Annotated in this window: 18 protein-coding genes and 1 tRNA gene; 7 read left to right on the top strand and 12 right to left on the bottom strand. The window is 61.9% G+C overall.

Annotated elements, in window-relative coordinates; genetic code table 11:
• Nucleotides 1-58: 58 nt before the first annotated feature.
• Nucleotides 59-2,164 (bottom strand): ATP-dependent DNA helicase RecG, encoded by a 2,106-nt coding sequence (recG, locus tag VGO12_RS03055; RefSeq protein WP_327511262.1) that lies wholly within the window; start codon nt 2,162-2,164, stop codon nt 59-61.
• 220 nt (nt 2,165-2,384) lie between these two features.
• On the opposite strand from recG, the gene VGO12_RS03050 reads away from it, so the two are divergent.
• Nucleotides 2,385-2,690 carry a succinate dehydrogenase assembly factor 2 gene (locus VGO12_RS03050; RefSeq protein WP_327511261.1) on the top strand — a complete coding sequence of 102 codons (306 nt, stop codon included), beginning with the start codon at nt 2,385-2,387 and terminating at the stop codon, nt 2,688-2,690.
• A 6-nt stretch (nt 2,691-2,696) separates the two neighbouring features.
• Nucleotides 2,697-6,200, top strand: coding sequence for a transcription-repair coupling factor (gene mfd / locus VGO12_RS03045; RefSeq protein WP_327511360.1), 3,504 nt, complete (start codon nt 2,697-2,699; stop codon nt 6,198-6,200).
• 138 nt (nt 6,201-6,338) lie between these two features.
• Here the strand turns inward: mfd and VGO12_RS03040 are convergent, their stop codons facing one another.
• Both VGO12_RS03040 and VGO12_RS03035 read right to left on the bottom strand, forming a co-directional pair.
• Nucleotides 6,339-7,001 (bottom strand): DsbA family protein, encoded by a 663-nt coding sequence (locus VGO12_RS03040; RefSeq protein WP_327511260.1) that lies wholly within the window; start codon nt 6,999-7,001, stop codon nt 6,339-6,341.
• 90 nt (nt 7,002-7,091) lie between these two features.
• Nucleotides 7,092-8,906 carry an extracellular solute-binding protein gene (locus VGO12_RS03035; RefSeq protein ID WP_327511259.1) on the bottom strand — a complete coding sequence of 605 codons (1,815 nt, stop codon included), beginning with the start codon at nt 8,904-8,906 and terminating at the stop codon, nt 7,092-7,094.
• A gap of 273 nt (nt 8,907-9,179) precedes the next feature.
• On the opposite strand from VGO12_RS03035, the gene VGO12_RS03030 reads away from it, so the two are divergent.
• A complete protein-coding gene (locus VGO12_RS03030; protein WP_327511258.1) occupies nt 9,180-9,809 on the top strand; it encodes an invasion associated locus B family protein in 630 nt (209 codons plus the stop codon).
• Nucleotides 9,810-9,925: 116 nt separating this feature from the next.
• Here VGO12_RS03030 and hspQ read toward each other — a convergent pair whose 3' ends face one another.
• The 3 genes from hspQ to VGO12_RS03015 form a co-directional block, all read right to left on the bottom strand.
• Nucleotides 9,926-10,258 carry a heat shock protein HspQ gene (hspQ, locus tag VGO12_RS03025; RefSeq protein WP_327511257.1) on the bottom strand — a complete coding sequence of 111 codons (333 nt, stop codon included), beginning with the start codon at nt 10,256-10,258 and terminating at the stop codon, nt 9,926-9,928.
• Nucleotides 10,259-10,538: 280 nt separating this feature from the next.
• Nucleotides 10,539-11,948 (bottom strand): type I glutamate--ammonia ligase, encoded by a 1,410-nt coding sequence (gene glnA, locus VGO12_RS03020; protein WP_327511256.1) that lies wholly within the window; start codon nt 11,946-11,948, stop codon nt 10,539-10,541.
• Between the two features lie 65 nt (nt 11,949-12,013).
• Nucleotides 12,014-12,352 (bottom strand): P-II family nitrogen regulator, encoded by a 339-nt coding sequence (locus tag VGO12_RS03015; RefSeq protein WP_025427016.1) that lies wholly within the window; start codon nt 12,350-12,352, stop codon nt 12,014-12,016.
• Nucleotides 12,353-12,698: 346 nt separating this feature from the next.
• On the opposite strand from VGO12_RS03015, the gene VGO12_RS03010 reads away from it, so the two are divergent.
• Nucleotides 12,699-14,180, top strand: a complete 1,482-nt coding sequence (locus VGO12_RS03010; protein WP_327511254.1) for an NAD(P)H-hydrate dehydratase — start codon at nt 12,699-12,701, stop codon at nt 14,178-14,180.
• A 67-nt stretch (nt 14,181-14,247) separates the two neighbouring features.
• On the opposite strand, the gene gpt is transcribed toward VGO12_RS03010, so the two are convergent.
• Together gpt and VGO12_RS03000 are read right to left on the bottom strand one after the other, a co-directional pair.
• Nucleotides 14,248-14,745, bottom strand: a complete 498-nt coding sequence (gene gpt, locus VGO12_RS03005; RefSeq protein ID WP_043620356.1) for a xanthine phosphoribosyltransferase — start codon at nt 14,743-14,745, stop codon at nt 14,248-14,250.
• Between the two features lie 130 nt (nt 14,746-14,875).
• Nucleotides 14,876-15,631, bottom strand: coding sequence for a competence/damage-inducible protein A (locus tag VGO12_RS03000; protein WP_327511253.1), 756 nt, complete (start codon nt 15,629-15,631; stop codon nt 14,876-14,878).
• Between the two features lie 164 nt (nt 15,632-15,795).
• Between VGO12_RS03000 and wrbA the strand changes: the two genes are divergently transcribed.
• The 3 genes from wrbA to VGO12_RS02985 all read left to right on the top strand — a co-directional run bounded on the left by wrbA (nt 15,796) and on the right by VGO12_RS02985 (nt 17,261).
• Complete coding sequence (wrbA, locus tag VGO12_RS02995; RefSeq protein WP_327511252.1) at nt 15,796-16,395, top strand: NAD(P)H:quinone oxidoreductase; 600 nt, start codon at nt 15,796-15,798, stop codon at nt 16,393-16,395.
• Nucleotides 16,396-16,624: 229 nt separating this feature from the next.
• Nucleotides 16,625-16,867 carry a DUF2188 domain-containing protein gene (locus VGO12_RS02990; RefSeq protein ID WP_327511251.1) on the top strand — a complete coding sequence of 81 codons (243 nt, stop codon included), beginning with the start codon at nt 16,625-16,627 and terminating at the stop codon, nt 16,865-16,867.
• Between the two features lie 175 nt (nt 16,868-17,042).
• Nucleotides 17,043-17,261, top strand: a complete 219-nt coding sequence (locus tag VGO12_RS02985; protein ID WP_034791089.1) for a hypothetical protein — start codon at nt 17,043-17,045, stop codon at nt 17,259-17,261.
• Nucleotides 17,262-17,345: 84 nt separating this feature from the next.
• Here the strand turns inward: VGO12_RS02985 and VGO12_RS02980 are convergent.
• From VGO12_RS02980 to VGO12_RS02965, 4 genes are all read right to left on the bottom strand, one after another.
• Nucleotides 17,346-17,430 (bottom strand) — tRNA-Leu (locus tag VGO12_RS02980).
• 68 nt (nt 17,431-17,498) lie between these two features.
• Nucleotides 17,499-17,756, bottom strand: a complete 258-nt coding sequence (locus VGO12_RS02975; protein ID WP_327511250.1) for a hypothetical protein — start codon at nt 17,754-17,756, stop codon at nt 17,499-17,501.
• A 113-nt stretch (nt 17,757-17,869) separates the two neighbouring features.
• Nucleotides 17,870-18,574, bottom strand: coding sequence for an HAD family hydrolase (locus VGO12_RS02970; protein WP_327511249.1), 705 nt, complete (start codon nt 18,572-18,574; stop codon nt 17,870-17,872).
• Nucleotides 18,575-18,579: 5 nt separating this feature from the next.
• Nucleotides 18,580-19,170, bottom strand: a complete 591-nt coding sequence (locus VGO12_RS02965; protein WP_327511248.1) for a hypothetical protein — start codon at nt 19,168-19,170, stop codon at nt 18,580-18,582.

Here is a 19,170-nt window from a genome sequence, read left to right as displayed (position 1 = left end):
TTCCTGATTTGCCGCATGTCGCCATCGCAAGACCGGTACGCACTCGTGCGCGACCTGCCTAGCCGGCGCGCAGGAACCGGATGGCCTCGTCGCGCCGGTAGAGGTAGAGCAGCGTGCGCAACGCTTCGCCGCGTTCAGACGTCAGATCCGGATCGCGCTCGATAACGTAGGCCGCGTCCTTGCGGGCGATTTCCAGGAGGTCGCCGTGGGCTTCGAGACTGGCGATGCGGAAACCCGGCGTGCCTGACTGTCGCGTGCCGAGCAGTTCGCCTTCGCCGCGCAGTTTCAGATCTTCTTCGGCGATCAGAAAGCCGTCCTCGCTGTCGCGCAGGATGGAAAGTCGCGCCCGTCCGGTTTCGCCAAGGGGGCCCTTGTAGAGCAGGATGCAGGTCGATGCCTCGTCGCCGCGTCCGACACGACCGCGCAGCTGGTGCAACTGCGCAAGTCCGAAGCGTTCCGCATGCTCGATCACCATGATCGTCGCGTCGGGCACGTCGACGCCGACTTCGACGACGGTCGTCGCTACCAGCAGGCGGATCTCGCCGTTCTTGAAGGCGAGCATGACAGCGTCCTTTTCGGCCCCGTTCATGCGGCCGTGCACCAAGCCGACGGCGTTGCCGAACCGTTGGGCGAGGGTCTGGTACCGCTCTTCCGCCGACATCACGTCGACCGCTTCCGATTCTTCTACCAGCGGGCAGATCCAGTAGGCTTTTTTACCGTCGCGCAGAGCTGCGTCGAGCCGGTCGACGATGTCGCCCACGCGCTCGGTCGGGATGGTCACGGTCTGGATCGGCTTGCGTCCGGCCGGCTTCTCCGTGAGCTTGGAGACGTCCATGTCGCCGAAGGCGGCAAGCACCAGCGTGCGCGGGATCGGGGTTGCGGTCATGACGAGCATGTGCGGAGAAATTCCCTTGGCGGTCAGGCGCAGGCGCTGGTGCACGCCGAAACGATGCTGCTCGTCAACGACGGCAAGCGTCAGGCTCTGGTAGTTGACTGTGTCCTGGAAGAGGGCATGGGTGCCGATCACCATCCGCGTTTCGCCCGATGCGATGCGCTCGAGGATCGCATCGCGCTCTTTGCCCTTGGTGCGGCCGGTCAGGACGTCGATGGTGATACCGGCCGGAGCGGCCATCCGGGCAAGCGTCGCATGGTGTTGCCGGGCGAGGATTTCCGTCGGCGCCATCAGCACGGCCTGTCCTCCGGATTCGACCGCGGCCAGCATCGCCATCAGCGCCACCATCGTCTTGCCGGAACCGACGTCGCCCTGAAGCAGGCGCAGCATGCGGTCGGTTCCCGCCATGTCCTTCAGGATGTCGGCGATCGCGGACGATTGGCTGTTCGTCAACGAGAATGGAAGCGCGTCGATGACGGGACGCGAGAGGACCCCTGTCGCATGCACTGGCGTGCCCGCAACCTTGCGCAGGCGTTGGCGGACGAGCGCCAGCGACAATTGCCCCGCAAGGAATTCGTCATAGGCAAGGCGCCGCCGCGCCCTTGCCTGCGGATCGATGTCGGTCGCGTCGCGCGGCTCGTGCAAGGCGCGGAAACTGTCGGCAGCGGTTTCAAAGCCCTGTTTCTCCACCAGTGCGTCATCGATCCATTCGGGCATCTCAGGGACGCGGGCAACGGCCGCTTCGATCGACTTGCGCAAGGTGCGCGGCGAAAGCCCGGCGGTCAGCCCGTAGACCGGCTCGACAAGTGGAAGGTTTTCAGCTTCTGCGGCGCGGACCGCATAATCCGGATGGACCATCGAGGGACGGCCGTTGAACCAGTCGACCTTGCCGCTGACGATCACCGTTTCGTCCACCGGCAGGGATTTCTCCAGCCAGTTGCCCTTGACGCGGAAGTAGGTGAGCGCCAGTTCGCCGGTCTCGTCGTGCAGGAAGATGCGATAGGGCAGGTTGGGCTTGCCACGCGGCGGCGGCTGATGCCGGTCGACACGTCCGGTGATGGTGACGATCACCCCTTGCGGCGCGTGCGCGATGCCCGGCTGCTGCCGGCGGTCGATCAGCGAATGGGGCGCATGGAAGACGAGATCGACGACGCGGCAATCCTCAATCGTTTCGCGGCCGAGCAGCTTGGCATAGAGCTCGCCGATCTTCGGGCCGATGCCGGGAAGCGTGTCGAGCGGTGAGAAGAGCGGATCAAGCAGGGCAGGGCGCATGGCGATGAAATTGCGACGATAATTCCGGCTTTGGCAAGGCTGACAATCGCCTATTCAGAGTTTATAGAGCGCATGAACGACAAACCGTAGCCTCGGGCGCCCCTCGTTTGAGTGGATTCACTGAACTCGGGTGGCGCGCCCGGGGCATCAAGACACTGGAGCGCCCTGGCGCGTCATTTCTGACGCGCGGCGCTGCCGAGGGCGGCAGGAAGGAATTCCCATGACTGGCATTTCGCGCACGAGCGCCGACCTTGATCCGCGTCGACGGCGCATCCTGTTTCGCGCCTGGCATCGCGGCATCCGCGAGATGGATCTCGTGCTCGGGCAGTTCGCGGAGGCGGAGCTCTCGCTGTTGTCCGATCAGGACCTGGACGAACTCGAGACGATCATGGGCGAAGAAGACAACGATCTGGTCAAGTGGATCACGGGCGAACAGCCGGTTCCGGAACGCTATCGGACCCCGATGTTTCAGCGCATCGCCGCCTACCGGCCTGATTTTGATAAGCTTCCCGAAGGGATGAAGTAAGCGATGATGCTGGCGGGTCTGGACGCGAGGAAGATTGTCGAAGCGCAGCGCGAGATCACGATCGGCCCGGTTCCCACGGGCGCCGAGGCGCTGGTTCTTGCCGAGCTGGCGCGCGCGGGCCAGCCGGTCGCCTATATTCTATCGGATGGACAACGGATCGCCGATCTCGAGCAGGTGCTTGGCTTCGTCGCACCGGACATTCCGGTCCTGACGCTGCCCGGCTGGGACTGCCTTCCCTATGACCGCGTTTCCCCCAGCGCCGACACATCTGCCCGGCGCCTTGCCGCGCTCAGCGCCCTGATCGCGCACAGGAAGAAGCCGCACGCTGCGATCGTTCTCGTGACCGTCAACGCCGCGCTTCAGAAGATCTCGCCGCAGGACGTCATAGAGAGCCTTGCGTTTTCCGCCCGGCCCGGCAACCAGGTGCGCATGGACGACATTGCCGCGCGCCTCGAACGCAACGGGTTCGACCGGGTGGCGACCGTGCGCGAAGTCGGCGAATATGCCGTGCGGGGCGGCATTCTCGACGTGTTCGTGCCGGGAAGCAGCGAGCCGCTGCGTCTCGACTTCTTCGGCGATACGCTCGAAACCATCCGCTCCTTCGACCCGGCGAGCCAGCGCACGACGGGGCAGGTGCGTTCGCTCGATCTCAATCCGATGAGCGAAGTGTCGCTGACACCCGAAACGATCAGCCATTTCCGCAAGCAGTATCTCTCGCTGTTCGGCGCGACCAACCGCGACGACGCGCTTTATCAGGCGGTTTCCGAGGGCAGGCGCTATGCCGGCATGGAGCATTGGCTGCCGCTGTTTTATGATGGGCTGGAGACGGTCTTCGACTATCTCGAAGGCTTCCGCATCGTCACCGATCATCTGGCGCGCGAGGCCGCCGGCGAGCGATCCAAGCTCATCCTCGACTACTATGATGCCCGCCTGGCGTCTGCCTCCCCCGGCAAGGCGCAGGCCACGCAGGGCACGCCCTACAAGCCCGCTCCGCCGGAACTGCTCTACCTGACATCGCAGGGCTTCAGTGCCGCCTTGAGCGCGCGCGACGCCATCCGTCTGTCGCCGTTCAACGAGCATGAGGGCGAAGCCCGGCAGGTGATCTCGGTCGATGCGCGCCAGGGCGTGCGCTGGGCGAAATCGTCAAGTGAAGGCGAAGCGGAGAGCGAGCGCGTCAACGTTTTCGACCAGGCGGTGAAGTACATTGCCGAGCGTCGATCGAAGGGCGCCAAGGTGGTGATTTCAGGCTGGAGCGAGGGATCGCTCGACCGGCTGCTGCAGGTGCTCGCCGAACATGGTCTCGGCAACGTCAAGCCGATCAAGGCCCTTGCAGAGGTCAAGGCGCTGAAGCCGGGTGAGGCGGCCGCGACGGTGCTCAGCATCGAAGCCGGATTCGAGACCGGCGATCTCGTCGTCATCGGCGAGCAGGACATTCTCGGCGATCGCATGGTGCGCCGTTCCAAGCGGCGCAAGCGCGGCGCCGATTTCATCGCCGAAGTCGCCGGCCTGGACGAGGGCAGCTACGTCGTGCATGCCGAGCACGGCATCGGTCGCTTCGTCGGTTTGCGCACGATCGAGGCCGTCGGTGCGCCGCATGATTGCCTTGAGCTCGTCTATGCCGACAATGCCAAGCTCTTCCTGCCCGTCGAAAACATCGAGCTTCTGTCGCGCTACGGCTCCGAGGGGACGGATGCGATCCTCGACAAGCTCGGAGGCGTCGCCTGGCAGGCGCGCAAGGCCAAGCTCAAGAAGCGCCTGCTCGATATGGCCGGCGGTCTCATCCGCATCGCCGCCGAGCGGCACACGCGCCATGCGCCGGTGCTTGTCGCGCAAGATGGTGTCTACGACGAATTCGCCGCCCGTTTCCCCTATGACGAAACCGAGGACCAGCTGAGCTCGATCGACGCGGTGCGCGACGATCTCGGAAGCGGTCGCCCGATGGACCGTCTCGTTTGCGGCGACGTTGGCTTCGGCAAGACGGAGGTCGCGCTGCGTGCGGCTTACATCGCGGCTATGAATGGCGTGCAAGTCGCGGTGGTGGTGCCGACGACGCTGCTCGCGCGCCAGCATTTCAAGACCTTCTCCGAGCGTTTTCGCGGTCTGCCGATCCGCATCCAGCAGGCCTCGCGCCTCGTCGGCTCGAAGGAGCTGGCACTGACCAAGAAGGAAGTGGCCGACGGCAAGACCGACGTCGTCGTCGGCACCCACGCGCTTCTTGGCACTTCGGTCAATTTCGCCAATCTCGGCCTGTTGATCATCGACGAGGAGCAGCATTTCGGCGTCAAGCACAAGGAGCGGCTGAAGGAACTGAAGTCGGACGTGCACGTGCTGACACTGTCGGCAACGCCGATCCCGCGCACGCTGCAGCTGGCGCTGACCGGCGTGCGCGAACTGTCGCTGATCACCACGCCGCCGGTCGATCGCATGGCTGTGCGTACCTTCATTTCGCCCTTTGATGCTTTGGTGATCCGCGAAACCTTGATGCGCGAGCATTATCGCGGCGGCCAGAGCTTCTATGTCTGTCCGCGCCTCAGCGATCTCTCGGAGATCCATGATTTCCTGAAGTCCGACGTTCCGGAACTGAAGGTGGCCGTGGCGCACGGCCAGATGCCGGCGACCGAGCTCGAAGACATCATGAATGCCTTCTACGACGGCCGCTATGACGTGCTTCTGTCGACGACGATCGTCGAGTCGGGCCTCGACGTGCCGACGGCGAACACGCTGATCGTCCATCGCGCCGACATGTTCGGTCTCGCCCAGCTTTACCAGCTGCGCGGCCGCGTCGGTCGCTCGAAGGTGCGCGCTTTCGCGCTGTTCACGCTGCCGGTCAACAAGACGCTGACGGGCATGGCCGAGCGGCGATTGAAGGTGCTGCAATCGCTCGACACGCTCGGCGCCGGCTTCCAGCTTGCCAGCCACGACCTCGATATCCGCGGCGCCGGCAACCTGCTGGGCGAGGAGCAATCCGGTCACATCAAGGAGGTCGGATTCGAGCTCTACCAGCAGATGCTGGAAGAGGCAGTCGCCGAGCTGAAGGGCGAGGAGGAAATCCACGATACCGGCTGGTCGCCGCAGATCTCGGTCGGAACGCCCGTCATGATCCCGGAGCACTACGTGCCGGATCTGCATCTGCGCCTCGGTCTTTATCGTCGTCTGGGCGAGCTGACGGATCTCAAGGACATCGATGGCTTCGGTGCCGAAATGATCGATCGCTTCGGCCCGCTGCCGATCGAAGTCCAGCATCTCCTGAAGATCGTCTATATCAAGTCGCTCTGCCGCACGGCCAACGTCGAAAAGCTTGATGCCGGGCCGAAGGGCGTCGTCGTGCAGCTGCGCAACAAGGAATTCCCGAACCCTGCCGCGCTCGTCGGCTACATTGCCAAGCAGGGTACGCTTGCCAAGATCCGGGCCGACCACAGCATCTTCTTCCAGCGCGAACTGGCAACGCCGGAGAAGCGGCTTTCCGGCGCCGCGATGGTGATGACGCAGCTCGCCGGTCTCGCCAAATAACAGATTGCCGCGCGACCGGGTTGCGGTGGCGCGGCGACAATTCGTGGAGATGTGCGAGGCGGCTACTACAATTCGAAGTGCTACAGCGACCTTTGCGCGTCTGACAAGACGCGCGGCGCTGTAGGCTTGCGGTCGCCGTCAGTTCGGCTTGCCGCTTGCCTTCATCTGCGCGATTTCAGTGAGCGCGTTGGTCAGGACCTCGACCGATTGCGCCCCCATGACGGCGTACTGGCCCTCGATGATGAAGCAGGGCACGCCGGTCACGCCCATGTCGCGCGCCATCTCGACTTCTTCGTTGACGGCGTCCTTGTCGGCGTCGGACGCGAGCAGGGTGGCGATAACAGGACGGTCGAGGCCGGCCGCCTCGGCGATATCGAGGAGCACGACGTGGTCGCCGACATTGCGCCCTTCCTCGAAATTGGCCTTGAACAGAAGGCCGACGACAGCCGATTGGGCCTCCGCGCCGCGGGTCGCTGCCCAGCGAACCAGTCGATGGGCATCGAGCGTATTGGGGCTGATCTTCACGGCGTCGAAGTCGAAGTCGATGCCGTCGGCGTTGCCAAGATCACGCAGCATGTCGTGGGCGCGGTCGACGGCTTCCTGACCGCCGAGTTTGGACGCGAGGTGCTTCTTGTGATCGACGCCTTCAGGCGGAAGGTCCGGATTGAGCTGATAGGGGCGCCATTGCACGGAAACGAGGACGTCAGGCACGTTGGCAATCGCCTGGTCAAGCCGGGCCTTGCCGAGATAACACCAGGGGCAGACGACGTCCGAGACGATATCAATGCTGACGGTTTGCATGGTGCGGGTGCCTTTCCTTGTTCGGTATGACCGCCAGATAAGCCGCCTTCACGCGGCTTTCAATGCGTTACCAAAAGGGAACCGACCCACTTACTGGGCGTTCTGATCCCACCACGTCGGCAACTGGTATCCGTAGAGCGGAACGACGTCGGGGCGGGCGATATGCTTGCGTCGCGCGATCCATTGTGCGTCCAGATGATAGAGTGGCACCAGATAGGCGTTGTTGACGAGCAGCCGGTCATGCGCCCGCACCGCGGCCGTGAAATCCTCCGATGTGCGGGCCTGAAGGATGTTGTTGACCATCCGGTCCACGTCCTTGTCGGCCACGCCCGCGAAATTGTCGCTGCCCTGCCTGTCCCTTGATTTCGAGGTCCAGCGCCCCTCCTGCTCGATGCCGGGAGACAGCGTCGATGGGAACGACTTGATGATCACGTCGTAGTCGAACGACTGGCTGCGCTGCTGGTATTGCGAATCGTCAACCGTGCGCACCGACACCTGGATGCCGAGCGGCGCAAGGAACCGCTGATAGGCAAGTGCGATCTTCTCCTGGCCGGCATTTTGGCTCATGATCTCGAAGGCGAGCGGCTTGCCCTGCGGATCGACCATCTTGCCGTCCTTGATCTGGTATCCGGCTTCGCGCATCAGCGAGACGGCGACGCGAAGGACGTTGCGGTCGCGTCCCGACGCATCGGTCACCGGCAGCCGATAGGTGCCGTCGAGGATTGCCGGGTTGATTCGTTCGCGCGCGTCGCCGATGAGGCCGAGCTCGCGATCGTCGGCAGGCGCGCCGAGGAAGCTCAGCGTCGAGTTCTGCCAATAGCTCTGGGTGCGGGTATAGGCGCTGTCGAACAGGTTCTTGTTGACCCATTCGAAATCGAACACCAGCGCCATGCCTTGCCGGAGCTTGAGGTTGTCGAACATCGGCTTGCGGGTGTTGAAGACGATGCCGAGCATGCCGGACGGTGTCTTCGGGGTGAAGGTCTCCTTGACCACATCGCCAGAACGCACTGCCGGGAAGTCGTAGCCGCGCGCCCATTTCGTAGCACTACCCTCGGGATAGATGTCGATTTCGCCCTTCTTGAATGCTTCGAAGAGCGAGTTTTCCTGAAGGAAATACTCGACGGAAATTTCGTCGTAATTGTCCTGCCCGACCTTCGATGGCAGGTCCTTCGCCCAGTAATCCGGATTTCTCTTGTAGATGATGCGCTCACCGGGCTTTACCTCGGCGACCTTGTAGGGGCCGGACCCGAGCGGCGGCTTCAGGCTCGTCTGGTCGAACGTCGCAACATCGATCGCATGCTTCGGCAGCACCGGCGAAAGCCCGAGCAGCAGCGGCAGCTCGCGGTCCGCTTCCTCGGTGAAGGCAAAGCGCACACTGCGGTCGCCGACCTTCTCCAGTTTCGCCACCTTCGACAGGCGGTTGCTGAACGGCACGCGACCCTTGTCGCGCATGAGCTCGAACGTGAAGATGACGTCGTCGGCCGTGACCGGCTGCCCATCGGCCCAACGGGCGTTGGGGTTGAGGTTGAACTGGATGAATGTCCGGTCCTCATCCCACTCGACCGTTTCGGCAAGCAGTCCGTACATGGTGAAGGGTTCGTCGCGCGACCGCTGCATCAGCGATTCGTAGACGAGGTTGCCGTATTCGGGGTCCCACATGCCGCGCGCGGTGGTGCGCATGCTCTTCAGGATGAAGGGATTGAGGCTGTCGAATGTGCCGACAACGCCATAGGAGATCTTGCCGCCCTTCTTTACATCAGGATTGACGTAAGGAAAATTCTTGTAATCGGCCGGCAGGGCCGGTTCGCCATGCATCGCTATCGCATGCACCGGAGCGGCGATCGCGCCATGGCTGAACGAAGTGACGGTCAGGGCCAAAGCCAGACCGGATAGAATTGCACGCAAGGTTACCTCCCGTGAGGGGCGTCAACAGGCCGATTCCCGTAACGTTACCAATGGTGGTCGATGAATCCAACCGATCGAACCGCCAAAATCCGGTAACTGGCTAGTCAAAAAATGACATGAAACACTGGATAATCGGAGCAAGCCAATGTAACAGGTGTTTCCGGAAACGGGGTCATGCATTTGCCTTATTTGGCCAACAGGACAACGGCGGCTGACGATACTCACCTGCGGAACGAAGTGTTCCGTTACCGGATTTCAGGAGACGGAATCACAATGATCTTCAAGTCGAATTTTACCAAACGCTCTGGACTGGCAGCGCTGGCGCTCTCTGTAGCTGCTGCGGGCGTACCGAGTGTTGCTTCCGCCCAGCAGGCAGGTGGCAAGCCGCCGCAGGGCTGGTTCAAGGTCTGCACCAAGCAGGAAGACAATGACGTCTGCATCGTCCAGAACCTCCTGACCGCCAACAACGGCCAGCTCGTGACCGCTGTCGGCCTCATCACGGTTTCCGGCAAGGTCAACCGCAAGGTCATGCAGGTTTCCGTACCGTCCGCGCGCCTGATCCCGACCGGCGTCCAGATGCAGATCGACGGCGGCAAGCCCGTCAAGCTCGACTACGCAATCTGCATGCCCGACAAGTGCGTCGCCGAAGCGCCGCTGTCCGACCAGCTGATCGCCACCCTGAAGAAGGGCAACGAAGTCGTCTTCACGTCGGTCAACTTCCAGCGCGCGCCGAACCCGATCAAGATGGCGCTTACGGGCTTCACCGGCGTATTCGACGGCGAGCCGATCGAACAGTCGCAGCTCGAAGAGCGTCAGCGCCTGCTGCAGGAAGAAATGCAGAAGAAGGCTGAAGACGCCCGCAAGAAGCTTGAGGAAGCCCAGAAGGCTGCCAAGCAGAACTAAGCGCTTTCAAGCGATCTCATAAAGAAACGCCCGGATCCTTGATCCGGGCGTTTTATTTTGCGCGGCAACACGGTGAGGCCAGTGTTCCACGCGCTGATCGGAACGTTCAACCGTATTCAGTGCCGGAACGTCGTCGTCTTCGGCTTGTAGTGACCGATCCCGTCCTTGTCGAAAAGCGCGTCGACTTGCGTGTGGCGCATCGGCCGGTCGCTGTCGTCGAACTCCAGGTTCTGCTCCGACACATAGGCGACATACTCGCTGTCGTCGTTCTCGGCGAACAGGTGATAGAAGGGCTGGTCCTTGCTGGGACGGATCTCCTGCGGAATGGCGTTCCACCACTCTTCGGTGTTGGCGTATTCCGGATCGACGTCGAAAATGACGCCGCGGAACGGGAAAACCCGGTGGCGAACCACCTGTCCGATCTCGAATTTGGCGTTTCTTTGTTTCATGACGCAACACATCCTTTCAGCAGATTATCTGGGTTCGCGAGCCCAAAACATCAATAGGGGAAATCCCTCCGTCTTGCGTTGATCACAAGCGCCTGCTTTTGCGCCGGGACGCGCAAAAGTTGCGCCATGCATAATATCACACAATTGCGCAAAGCCGCACTGACCCAGGGCCCGAACGCCGGAGCGCAAAAGAAAAGCCGGCGGCTCCGATCAGAGAGCCCCGGCTTTTCCGATGTCGAGAGGACCGGAAGCAATGTGTTTGCTGCCGGTCCGCATGGTCTTAGACCGAGTAGTACATGTCGTACTCGACCGGATGCGGGGTCATTTCGTAACGCATGACTTCCTGCATCTTCAGTTCGATGAACGAGTCGATCTGGTCGTCGTCGAACACGCCGCCGGCCGTCAGGTACTTGCGATCCTTGTCGAGGCTCTCAAGCGCTTCGCGCAGCGATCCGCAGACCGTCGGGATCTTCTTCAGTTCCTTCGGCGGCAGGTCGTAGAGGTCCTTGTCCATGGCCTTGCCCGGGTGCAGCTTGTTCTTGATGCCGTCGAGACCGGCCATCAGCATGGCTGCAAAGGCCAGATAGGGGTTCGCGGTCGGATCCGGGAAGCGGACTTCGACGCGCTTGGCCTTCGGGTTGGTGCCGAACGGAATGCGGCACGAAGCCGAACGGTTGCGGGCCGAGTAGGCGAGCAGGACCGGTGCTTCATAGCCCGGGACCAGGCGCTTGTAGGAGTTGGTCGACGGGTTGGTGAAGGCGTTCAGCGACTTGGCATGCTTGATGATGCCGCCGATGAAGTAGAGGCAGGTCTCCGAGAGGCCGGCATATTCGTCGCCGGCGAAGGTCGGCTTGCCGTCCTTCCAGATCGACAGGTGCACGTGCATGCCCGAGCCGTTGTCGCCGAAGATCGGCTTCGGCATGAAGGTTGCCGTCTTGCCATAGGCATTGGCGACCTGGTGCACGACGTACTTGTAAATCTGCATCTTGTCGGCGTTGCGCACGAGCGCATCGAACTTGACGCCGAGTTCGTGCTGGGCTGCTGCCACTTCGTGGTGGTGCTTTTCGACCGTTACGCCCATTTCGGCGAGAACGGTGAGCATCTCCGAGCGCATGTCCTGGCAGCTGTCGATCGGCGGAACCGGGAAGTAGCCGCCCTTGACGCGCGGACGGTGCCCGAGGTTGCCGGTCTCATAGTCGGTGTCGTCGTTGGACGGCAGTTCGGAGGAGTCGAGCTTGAACCCGGTGTTGTACGGGTCGGCCTTGTACTTGACGTCGTCGAACACGAAGAATTCGGCTTCCGGGCCGACGAAGACGGTGTCGCCGATGCCGGACGCCTTGAGGTAGGCTTCAGCCTTCTTGGCGGTGCCGCGCGGGTCACGGTTGTAGGATTCGCCGGAGACCGGGTCGAGAATGTCGCAAATGATGACCATCGTCGACTGCGCGAAGAACGGGTCCATGTGCGCTGTTTCCGGATCGGGCATCAGCACCATGTCGGACTCGTTGATGGCCTTCCAGCCGCCAATCGAGGAGCCGTCGAACATGACGCCATCGGCGAACATGTCTTCGTCGACGCAGACGACGTCCATGGTCACATGCTGCAGTTTGCCCTTGGGATCGGTAAAGCGCAGGTCGACGAACTTGACGTCGTTGTCCTTGATTTGCTTCAAAACTTCGCTTGCAGTCGTCATTGGCCGTAATTCCCTGTGTGAGATGACGAGATTTGAAATGTGACAGGGCCGATGGCCCTTGAGGATCAGATGGCGTCGAGGCCGGTTTCACCGGTCCGGATTCGGATGACTTCCTCGATGTTGGAAACGAAAATCTTTCCGTCGCCAATCCGGCCGGTTTGTGCGGCATTGCGGATCGCCTCGATGACGGCCTCCGCGTTTTCGTCCGCCAGCACCACTTCGACCTTTACCTTCGGCAGGAAGTCCACGACGTATTCGGCGCCGCGATAGAGCTCCGTGTGGCCCTTCTGCCGTCCGAAGCCCTTGGCTTCCGTGACGGTGATACCCTGCAGGCCGACTTCCTGAAGCGCTTCCTTCACTTCGTCGAGCTTGAAGGGCTTAATGATCGCTTCGATCTTTTTCATGAGAAAATGTCTCTCCGCTTCTCCCTTGAGAGCAGGATCATGCCCGCTCGCCCTGAATATGCACGTTGCATGCCAGTTTTTCTGCGAAAATCTCTCGAAACGACAAAAAATCTGTCGTCGGTCGGCAGATCACTGGAATTCAGTGCTCCCGTCGTCGCGGGATCTGCCTATTTTTTATGATTTTCGGTCGAAAGATGCCTCGCATTGGCAGAGGTGGCCTGACGTAGGTGGGTAAAAGCACGTTATTTGAGCAACAAATATGTGCAAATGCACAAAAATAGACCAATCGACGAAGTGCCTTGCCACGCTCTTGCCTCTGGCGACCGGGCGTGAATATGTCTAGCGCATGGGCTCCAAACTTCACGACCTGTTGGTCACACCGGCAGAGATGGCAACAATCGACCGGGCGGCGGCCCAATCAGGCATTGACAGCTTCATGCTGATGAAATGCGCAGGTACGGCCGTTGCCGCGGCTGCCTTGCGGCACTTCCCGGGCGCTCGTCGCTTTGCCGTGCTCTGCGGTCCCGGAAACAATGGCGGCGACGGCTATGTCGCGGCCCACGCATTGGGTCAGTCGGGTGCTGAAGTCTCCGTCTTTGCCCTCGGCGATCCGGCGGCGCTTCAGGGAGACGCCGCACGGGCGCGTGAACTTTGGCATGGTCCGCTGTCGGCAATCGATCTGTTCGAGCCCCGTGCCGGCGATGTCGTCATCGATGCGCTCTTTGGCGCGGGCCTGTCACGGGATCTCGAGCCCGGTGTGGTGCAGGTCATCGAACGGGTCAACGCCAGCGGCGTGCCTGTCGTCGCCGTCGATCTGCCGAGCGGCATCGATGGGCGCACAGGGGCGGTCCGCGGAGCCGCCTTCGTTGGCTGCCACACGGTGACCTTCATGGCGCCGAAGCCCGGGCACTGGCTTCTGCCCGGTCGTTCGCTGTGCGGTTCGCTCGAGGTTTTCGACATTGGCATTCCCCAGCGCATCGTCATGGCGAACGCCGGTCCCTTGCGCCTCAATACGCCCGCCGCCTGGTCGGAGTTCGTCGAGGGTCTTGCCCTGTCGACCTACAAGTTCAAACGCGGCCTCCTTGTCGTCTTTTCAGGCGATCGGCAGGCTACGGGAGCGGCGCGGCTGGCCGCCGCCGCAGGCCTTGCCGCCGGTGCCGGTCTGGTGACCGTCGCCAGCGCAAAGGCGGCAGTCGGCGTCAATGCGTCCCAGCTGAGGGCGGTGATGGTCAACGAGGTGAACACGAAACGGGAGCTGACGAAATGGCTCGAGGACCGCCGCCTCGGCAGCTTCGTCCTTGGACCTGGCTTCGGCATCGGCAGGAAGGCGAGGGAATTCGCGCTGGCGCTCTGCGACCGCTCGCTGGTGCTCGATGCCGACGGCATCACCTCGTTTCAGGCGTATCGCGAAGAGCTTTTCTCAGCGCTCAAAAGCCGCGGTGGCCGGGTGGTCATGACCCCGCATGAGGGCGAGTTTGCCCGCCTGTTTCCCGAGATCGCCGGCGACGCTTCGCTTTCAAAAATCGAGAAGGCGCAACGGGCCGCGCACCTCAGCCACGCGGTTATCATTTACAAGGGTGCGGATACGGTGATCGCCGCGCCGGATGGCCGGGCGCTCGTCAACGGCAATGCGCCGCCATGGCTGGCAACCGCCGGTTCCGGCGACGTGCTTGCCGGCATCGTCGGCGCGCATCTGGCACAGGGGATGCCGGCCTTCGAGGCCGCGGCGGCCGGTGTGTGGCGGCACGGCGCGGCTGGCAATAGGGCCGGGCAGGGCCTGACAGCCGAAACACTGGTCGGCGCGATTTCACCGCTCGAAGCAGTCTGATTGCCAAAAGAAAGCGGCCGCAACGGGACGCAGCGGCCGCATTTCATTCGTTGGAGAATGCCGGCGCTTAGCCGCGCGTCCCCTTGGCGATCGGCTCCTGGTAGGTAAAGCCCATGTCCCAGGGGAAATAGATCCAGGTATCCTGGCTGACTTCGGTGACGAAGGTGTCGACCAGAGGCCGGCCCTTCGGCTTGGCGTAGACGGCAGCGAAATGCGCCTTTGGCAGCATGGCGCGGACTTCGGCGGCGGTCTTGCCGGTGTCGGTGAGGTCGTCGACGATCAGCACGCCTTCACCGCCGCCCTCGGCAATCTCGGGGGCGATGCCCTTCAGCACCTTCATCTGCCCTTGAGAATCGTAGTCGTGATAGGAGGCGACGCAGACGGTCTCGATCATGCGGATATTGAGTTCGCGACAGATGATGGCCGCCGGAACCAGACCGCCACGCGTGATACAGACCATCGCGCGCCATTCCTGGCCATTGTCTGCGAGCCGCCATGCAAGCGCGCGGCAATCGCGGTGGAACTGGTCCCAGGAAACGGGAAAGGCTTTATCGGGCAGCGACATGGGTGGGCTCCGGCTTGTCTGAACGAGGGTAAGGCGAAGCGTCCGGCAGATCGGGCATGCGGAAACGCGTCATCCTGATTTGCCGACATGCAATAACGGCATTGAGGCCTCAAGTGCAAGCGTTTCGCGCTTATCCCTTCGCCCGCGCCTCGGCAATTGCCTCGATCATCGCCTGGACCGCGGCTTCCGCGGCGGCGAGCGCATCCTGGTCGCGCGCGCGCACGACGATATCGGTCGAGAAATGCGTGCCGTCGAACTTCGGATAGGAGCCGATGCTCGTCTCGGGATGATTTTTCTGAACCTCGGTCAGCGGGCTGCCGATATCGCCTTCGCCGAACGGCGACCGCACGGTTTTCGACAGGAGCGGCGAGCCGACCTCAAGGCCGGGCAAGAGCGCGTCGAGCATCGCCTGGAACACCTGCGGTACACCGGCCATGACGTGCACATTGCCGATCGCGAAGCCCGGAGCCGTCGAGACGGGATTGGGAATATGGCGCGCGCCGAGCGGCATGCGCGCCATGCGCTTGCGCGCGTCGGTGAACTCCATGCCGCGGCGTTCGTACATCGCGCCGAGCAGCGCCATGGCCTCCGGCTCATAGACGCATTCGACGCCGAAGGCACGTGAAACCGCGTCGGCGGTGATGTCGTCGTGCGTCGGTCCGATGCCACCCGACGTGAACACGTAGTCGTAGCGGCTGCGCGCGGCGTTGATCGCCTCGACGATGGCCGCCTCGTCATCGGCAACGATGCGCACTTCCTTCAGGTCGATGCCGACCATCGTCATCATGTCTGCGAGATGACCGATGTTCTTGTCCTTGGTCCGGCCCGACAGAAGTTCGTCGCCGATGGCGACCATGGCGGCGGTGACGACTTTTGTGCTGCTCATCGGTAATTCCTATGTTTAAGACAAACGCTCAACAGTGATTGCTTATTGTTCAGGCTGTGGAAACAGACTGTTTCTCCGAAGGCTTCTGGCAGCCGGCAGCATTTTGATAAATCTTCCGCCCAGCAGTGATCAAGTGGGATCGCTTGTATCCAAAGGAGCATTTCATGGCCAAGGTACTCGTTCTCTATTATTCCGCATACGGGCACATCGAAACCATGGCCTATGCCGTGGCCGAGGGCGCCAAGTCGGCTGGCGTCGAGGTCGACGTCAAGCGCGTTCCCGAACTGGTGCCGGAAGAGGTTGCCAGGGCATCCCACTTCAAGCTCGATCAGGCCGCAGCCGTGGCCACCGTCGAAGAACTTGGCCAGTACGACGCCATCATCTTCGGTGCTGGCACCCGCTATGGCACCGTTGCCTCGCAGATGCGCAACTTCATCGACCAGACCGGCAGCCTCTGGATGGCGGGCAAGCTCGTCGGCAAGGTCGGCTCGGTCTTCACATCGTCGGCGACCCAGCACGGTGGTCAGGAGTCGACCATCCTCGGCTTCATCCCTACGCTCATGCACCACGGCATGGTCGTGGTCGGTCTTCCCTACGCCTTCCAGGGTCAGATGGGCGTCGACGAAGTCAAGGGCGGCTCGCCCTACGGCGCATCGACGATCACCGGCGGCGATGGTTCGCGCCAGCCGTCCGAAATCGAACTCGAGGCGGCGCGCTACCAGGGTGCTCATGTCGCCAGGATCGCCGCCAAGCTTGCGGGCTGATCAGACCGAATACAATCGAATCAATCGTTTAGGCGGCCCCAAATGGGGTCGCCTTTTTTCATTGGCGCTAGCCATTCCGGGTGATTCGCGAATGTGGCAATCCGTACCACACCTGTGGTATTATCCCCGGCGTTCGGCATGAGCATGCCACTGACGAGGAGGAAGATCAGGACCGTGCGGCAACGGTCCGCCGAAGGCTGGAGGGTCTTCGGGTTGTCGGGAGGGAAGCATGGCGCGCATTACATACACCATCGTTCCTCATGACGGAGGCTGGGCCTACAAGGCTGCCGATGCCTTTTCGGAACCTTTTCCCAGCCGCGAACTGGCGCTTGCCGCAGCCAAAGCCGCTGCCATCGAACAGCAGGTCGGTGGCGACGATGAGGATATAAGCTTCCAGGACGAGCAGGGTCAGTGGCACTTCGAGCACACCGACGGCGGCGACCGGCCGGAAGCAACCGTAGACGACGGCTAGAGCGTCCTGTCTTCAAGCGGTGATACTTGCAGGCAGAAAGACGCTCCAGAAAGGGTTGGGCATCCTGAGTGCGTTCTTAGGGACCACGGCGCTCCGGCCCGATCCTCAACACCTGCCCAAACACGGTTCTGCGACAGTATTGCGTGCACACCATCTTATCCACGGAGGGTATTCGATGCACTACAGCGTTCAGATCTTCACCTGGACCCCGCGGCAGGGAGTCCACCAGGTTGGATCGGCAATCGAGGTGGACGCCCCCAATTCCAAGGCGGCAGCGGTCTCGCTTCTCGGCCTCAGGCTGGAGAACCAGGGATGCGCAACGAAACTCGCGGTCCGCGTCTGGCATGACGACGCCTACCAGGCGGAATGCGACTGCTACTATTACAACAACTGAGCGACAGCTCTCCGCGCTTAAGCTGTCGCCTGTGCGGCGAGAGCTTGAGTTGTTCGGCAAATGTGCGTGTGACAATCAGTTGCCTGGTGCGGGCGGCGGGGATCGAACCCGCACAGCCAAAGCCGAGGGATTTTAAGTCCCTTGCGTCTACCAGTTTCGCCACGCCCGCCTGAAGCCTAAATCAAGCACTCGGCAGCAACAGTCAAGGGTGACTTGCCGCTCGAAGGTGGAGAAAGCTCATGCGCGACTTTCCCGCCGCTGGAGAATGTAAAAGATGCCAGCGGCAATCACCGCCCCGATGCCGTAGACGATAAATGCCTCGCCAAAGGGCCGTCCTGAATTAAACGAGTACAAGGCCGGGGCCGCAAACAGGAGCACCGCCACGCCCGCCAGGCGAGACGAGAAAACGCTCAAGGCGGAGACCTTTCGCAACAACCACCCAATAAGCGTGCCAACCAGCACCATTGCCACCACTGCCCCAACCAATTGCGCCAAAGCTTTTCTCCTCATTCAAGCCATAGCGGGCAGAATAGACTGATTCGCGTGCATCATCGATGCGACTTCAGCCACTGATTGCTCATTTGTGGCGCTTGCGACGGCGCCGAACTTCAAGTGGTCAATCGTTCAAGGATGATGCCCAATCCACCGAGGTCCTCGATCTCGCGAAATCGCGGATGGTCCTCCGGCTTGTCATGGTGTTCGAAGGACCAGGTGAGCGCATGGGGCACATAGACGCCCCAGCTTCCGGCATCAAGCGCGGGTACGATATCGGACTTCAGCGAATTGCCGACCATCAGGCTGCTGCCGGCGCCGTCGCCGTGGCGACTGAAGATGCGCTCGTAAGTCGCGGCAGTCTTGTCGCTGACGATCTCGACGGCGTCGAAATAGTCGCCAAGGCCGGAGGCGGCGAGCTTGCGTTCCTGGTCGAAGAGGTCGCCCTTGGTGATCATCACGAGACGGAACTGACCGTGTAGAGCATCAAGCGTTTCCTTCACGTGCGGCAGCGGCTCCACCGGATGGACGAGCATGTCGCGTCCGACGGCGAGAATTTCGGCGATCACCGAGGATGGGACCTTGCCGTCCGTCACCTCAACGGCTGTCTCGACCATGGAGAGCACAAAGCCCTTGATGCCGAAGCCGTAGAGGCGAAGGTTGCGTTTCTCGGCCGCCAGCAGCCGTTCGGGCAGGTGCTCCGTATCGGTGTAATCCTTGAGAAGCTCGGCAAACCGCGCTTCGGTCAGGCGGAAGAACTGCTCGTTTTGCCAAAGCGTATCGTCGGCATCGAAGCCGACTGTCGTTACTGCATGGGGCATTATCTTTATGGTCCGGCAATCTTGAATGGTTGATCGACGCTGGCGGTCTTGCCGCTGTTGATGTCGTTGAAATGGAAGCGCAGCACGTAATCGCCGGCCGGTGCCCCGGACACGTCGATCGTCAGCGTCGAATAGATTTCCTGGTTCCTGAGAAAGCCAGTGAAGGTGAAGTCGCCGAAGGCCTTCTGTCCGGCAAGCACATCGCCCTTCGGATTGAGGATGTCGAAATCGACGGTGAAATGGGTCTCGAGTTTGCCCTTCTCGGCCGAGTCCTTCCACGTGAGGCCGATCGGTTCGATGTAGGAGATCATCGATTCGCCGGATCGGAAGCTCGCGCCCTGGCGCGGCTCGTACATCGCGTAGCCGGTCGGAGCCTTGGAGACGAAGACCGCCTTGCCGATGGCAAAGGGCAGCGTCTGGGAGAAGTCGCTCATTGCCTGGCGCAACAGGTCATGCGCCTTTGGGGCGTCGCCGGACGCCGCCAGCTTCTCCGCCTCGGCCGCTGCGTCGGCCAATGGTCCGGCCTGAGCCCCCGTATGTGCATAAAGGGTTGTGGCGGTGGTCAACGCCGCCAGAAGGAGCAGATGTTTCACCAT

It is taken from the genome of Ensifer sp., assembly GCF_035999135.1.
Classification (GTDB): Bacteria; Pseudomonadota; Alphaproteobacteria; order Rhizobiales; family Rhizobiaceae; genus Ensifer.
Note: the sequence above shows the minus strand (reverse complement) of the source record. Positions and strands in the feature narration are given on the sequence as shown.

Bases quoted from the DNA above. Each gene is read 5' to 3' on its own strand.
- recG (WP_327511262.1), bottom strand. From the start codon at position 2,164: ATGCGCCCTGCCCTGCTTGATCCGCTCTTCTCACCGCTCGACACGCTT.
- VGO12_RS03050 (WP_327511261.1), top strand. From the start codon at position 2,385: ATGACTGGCATTTCGCGCACGAGCGCCGACCTTGATCCGCGTCGACGG.
- mfd (WP_327511360.1), top strand. From the start codon at position 2,697: ATGCTGGCGGGTCTGGACGCGAGGAAGATTGTCGAAGCGCAGCGCGAG.
- VGO12_RS03040 (WP_327511260.1), bottom strand. From the start codon at position 7,001: ATGCAAACCGTCAGCATTGATATCGTCTCGGACGTCGTCTGCCCCTGG.
- VGO12_RS03030 (WP_327511258.1), top strand. From the start codon at position 9,180: ATGATCTTCAAGTCGAATTTTACCAAACGCTCTGGACTGGCAGCGCTG.
- hspQ (WP_327511257.1), bottom strand. From the start codon at position 10,258: ATGAAACAAAGAAACGCCAAATTCGAGATCGGACAGGTGGTTCGCCAC.
- glnA (WP_327511256.1), bottom strand. From the start codon at position 11,948: ATGACGACTGCAAGCGAAGTTTTGAAGCAAATCAAGGACAACGACGTC.
- VGO12_RS03015 (WP_025427016.1), bottom strand. From the start codon at position 12,352: ATGAAAAAGATCGAAGCGATCATTAAGCCCTTCAAGCTCGACGAAGTG.
- VGO12_RS03010 (WP_327511254.1), top strand. From the start codon at position 12,699: ATGGGCTCCAAACTTCACGACCTGTTGGTCACACCGGCAGAGATGGCA.
- gpt (WP_043620356.1), bottom strand. From the start codon at position 14,745: ATGTCGCTGCCCGATAAAGCCTTTCCCGTTTCCTGGGACCAGTTCCAC.
- VGO12_RS03000 (WP_327511253.1), bottom strand. From the start codon at position 15,631: ATGAGCAGCACAAAAGTCGTCACCGCCGCCATGGTCGCCATCGGCGAC.
- wrbA (WP_327511252.1), top strand. From the start codon at position 15,796: ATGGCCAAGGTACTCGTTCTCTATTATTCCGCATACGGGCACATCGAA.
- VGO12_RS02990 (WP_327511251.1), top strand. From the start codon at position 16,625: ATGGCGCGCATTACATACACCATCGTTCCTCATGACGGAGGCTGGGCC.
- VGO12_RS02985 (WP_034791089.1), top strand. From the start codon at position 17,043: ATGCACTACAGCGTTCAGATCTTCACCTGGACCCCGCGGCAGGGAGTC.
- VGO12_RS02970 (WP_327511249.1), bottom strand. From the start codon at position 18,574: ATGCCCCATGCAGTAACGACAGTCGGCTTCGATGCCGACGATACGCTT.
- VGO12_RS02965 (WP_327511248.1), bottom strand. From the start codon at position 19,170: ATGGTGAAACATCTGCTCCTTCTGGCGGCGTTGACCACCGCCACAACC.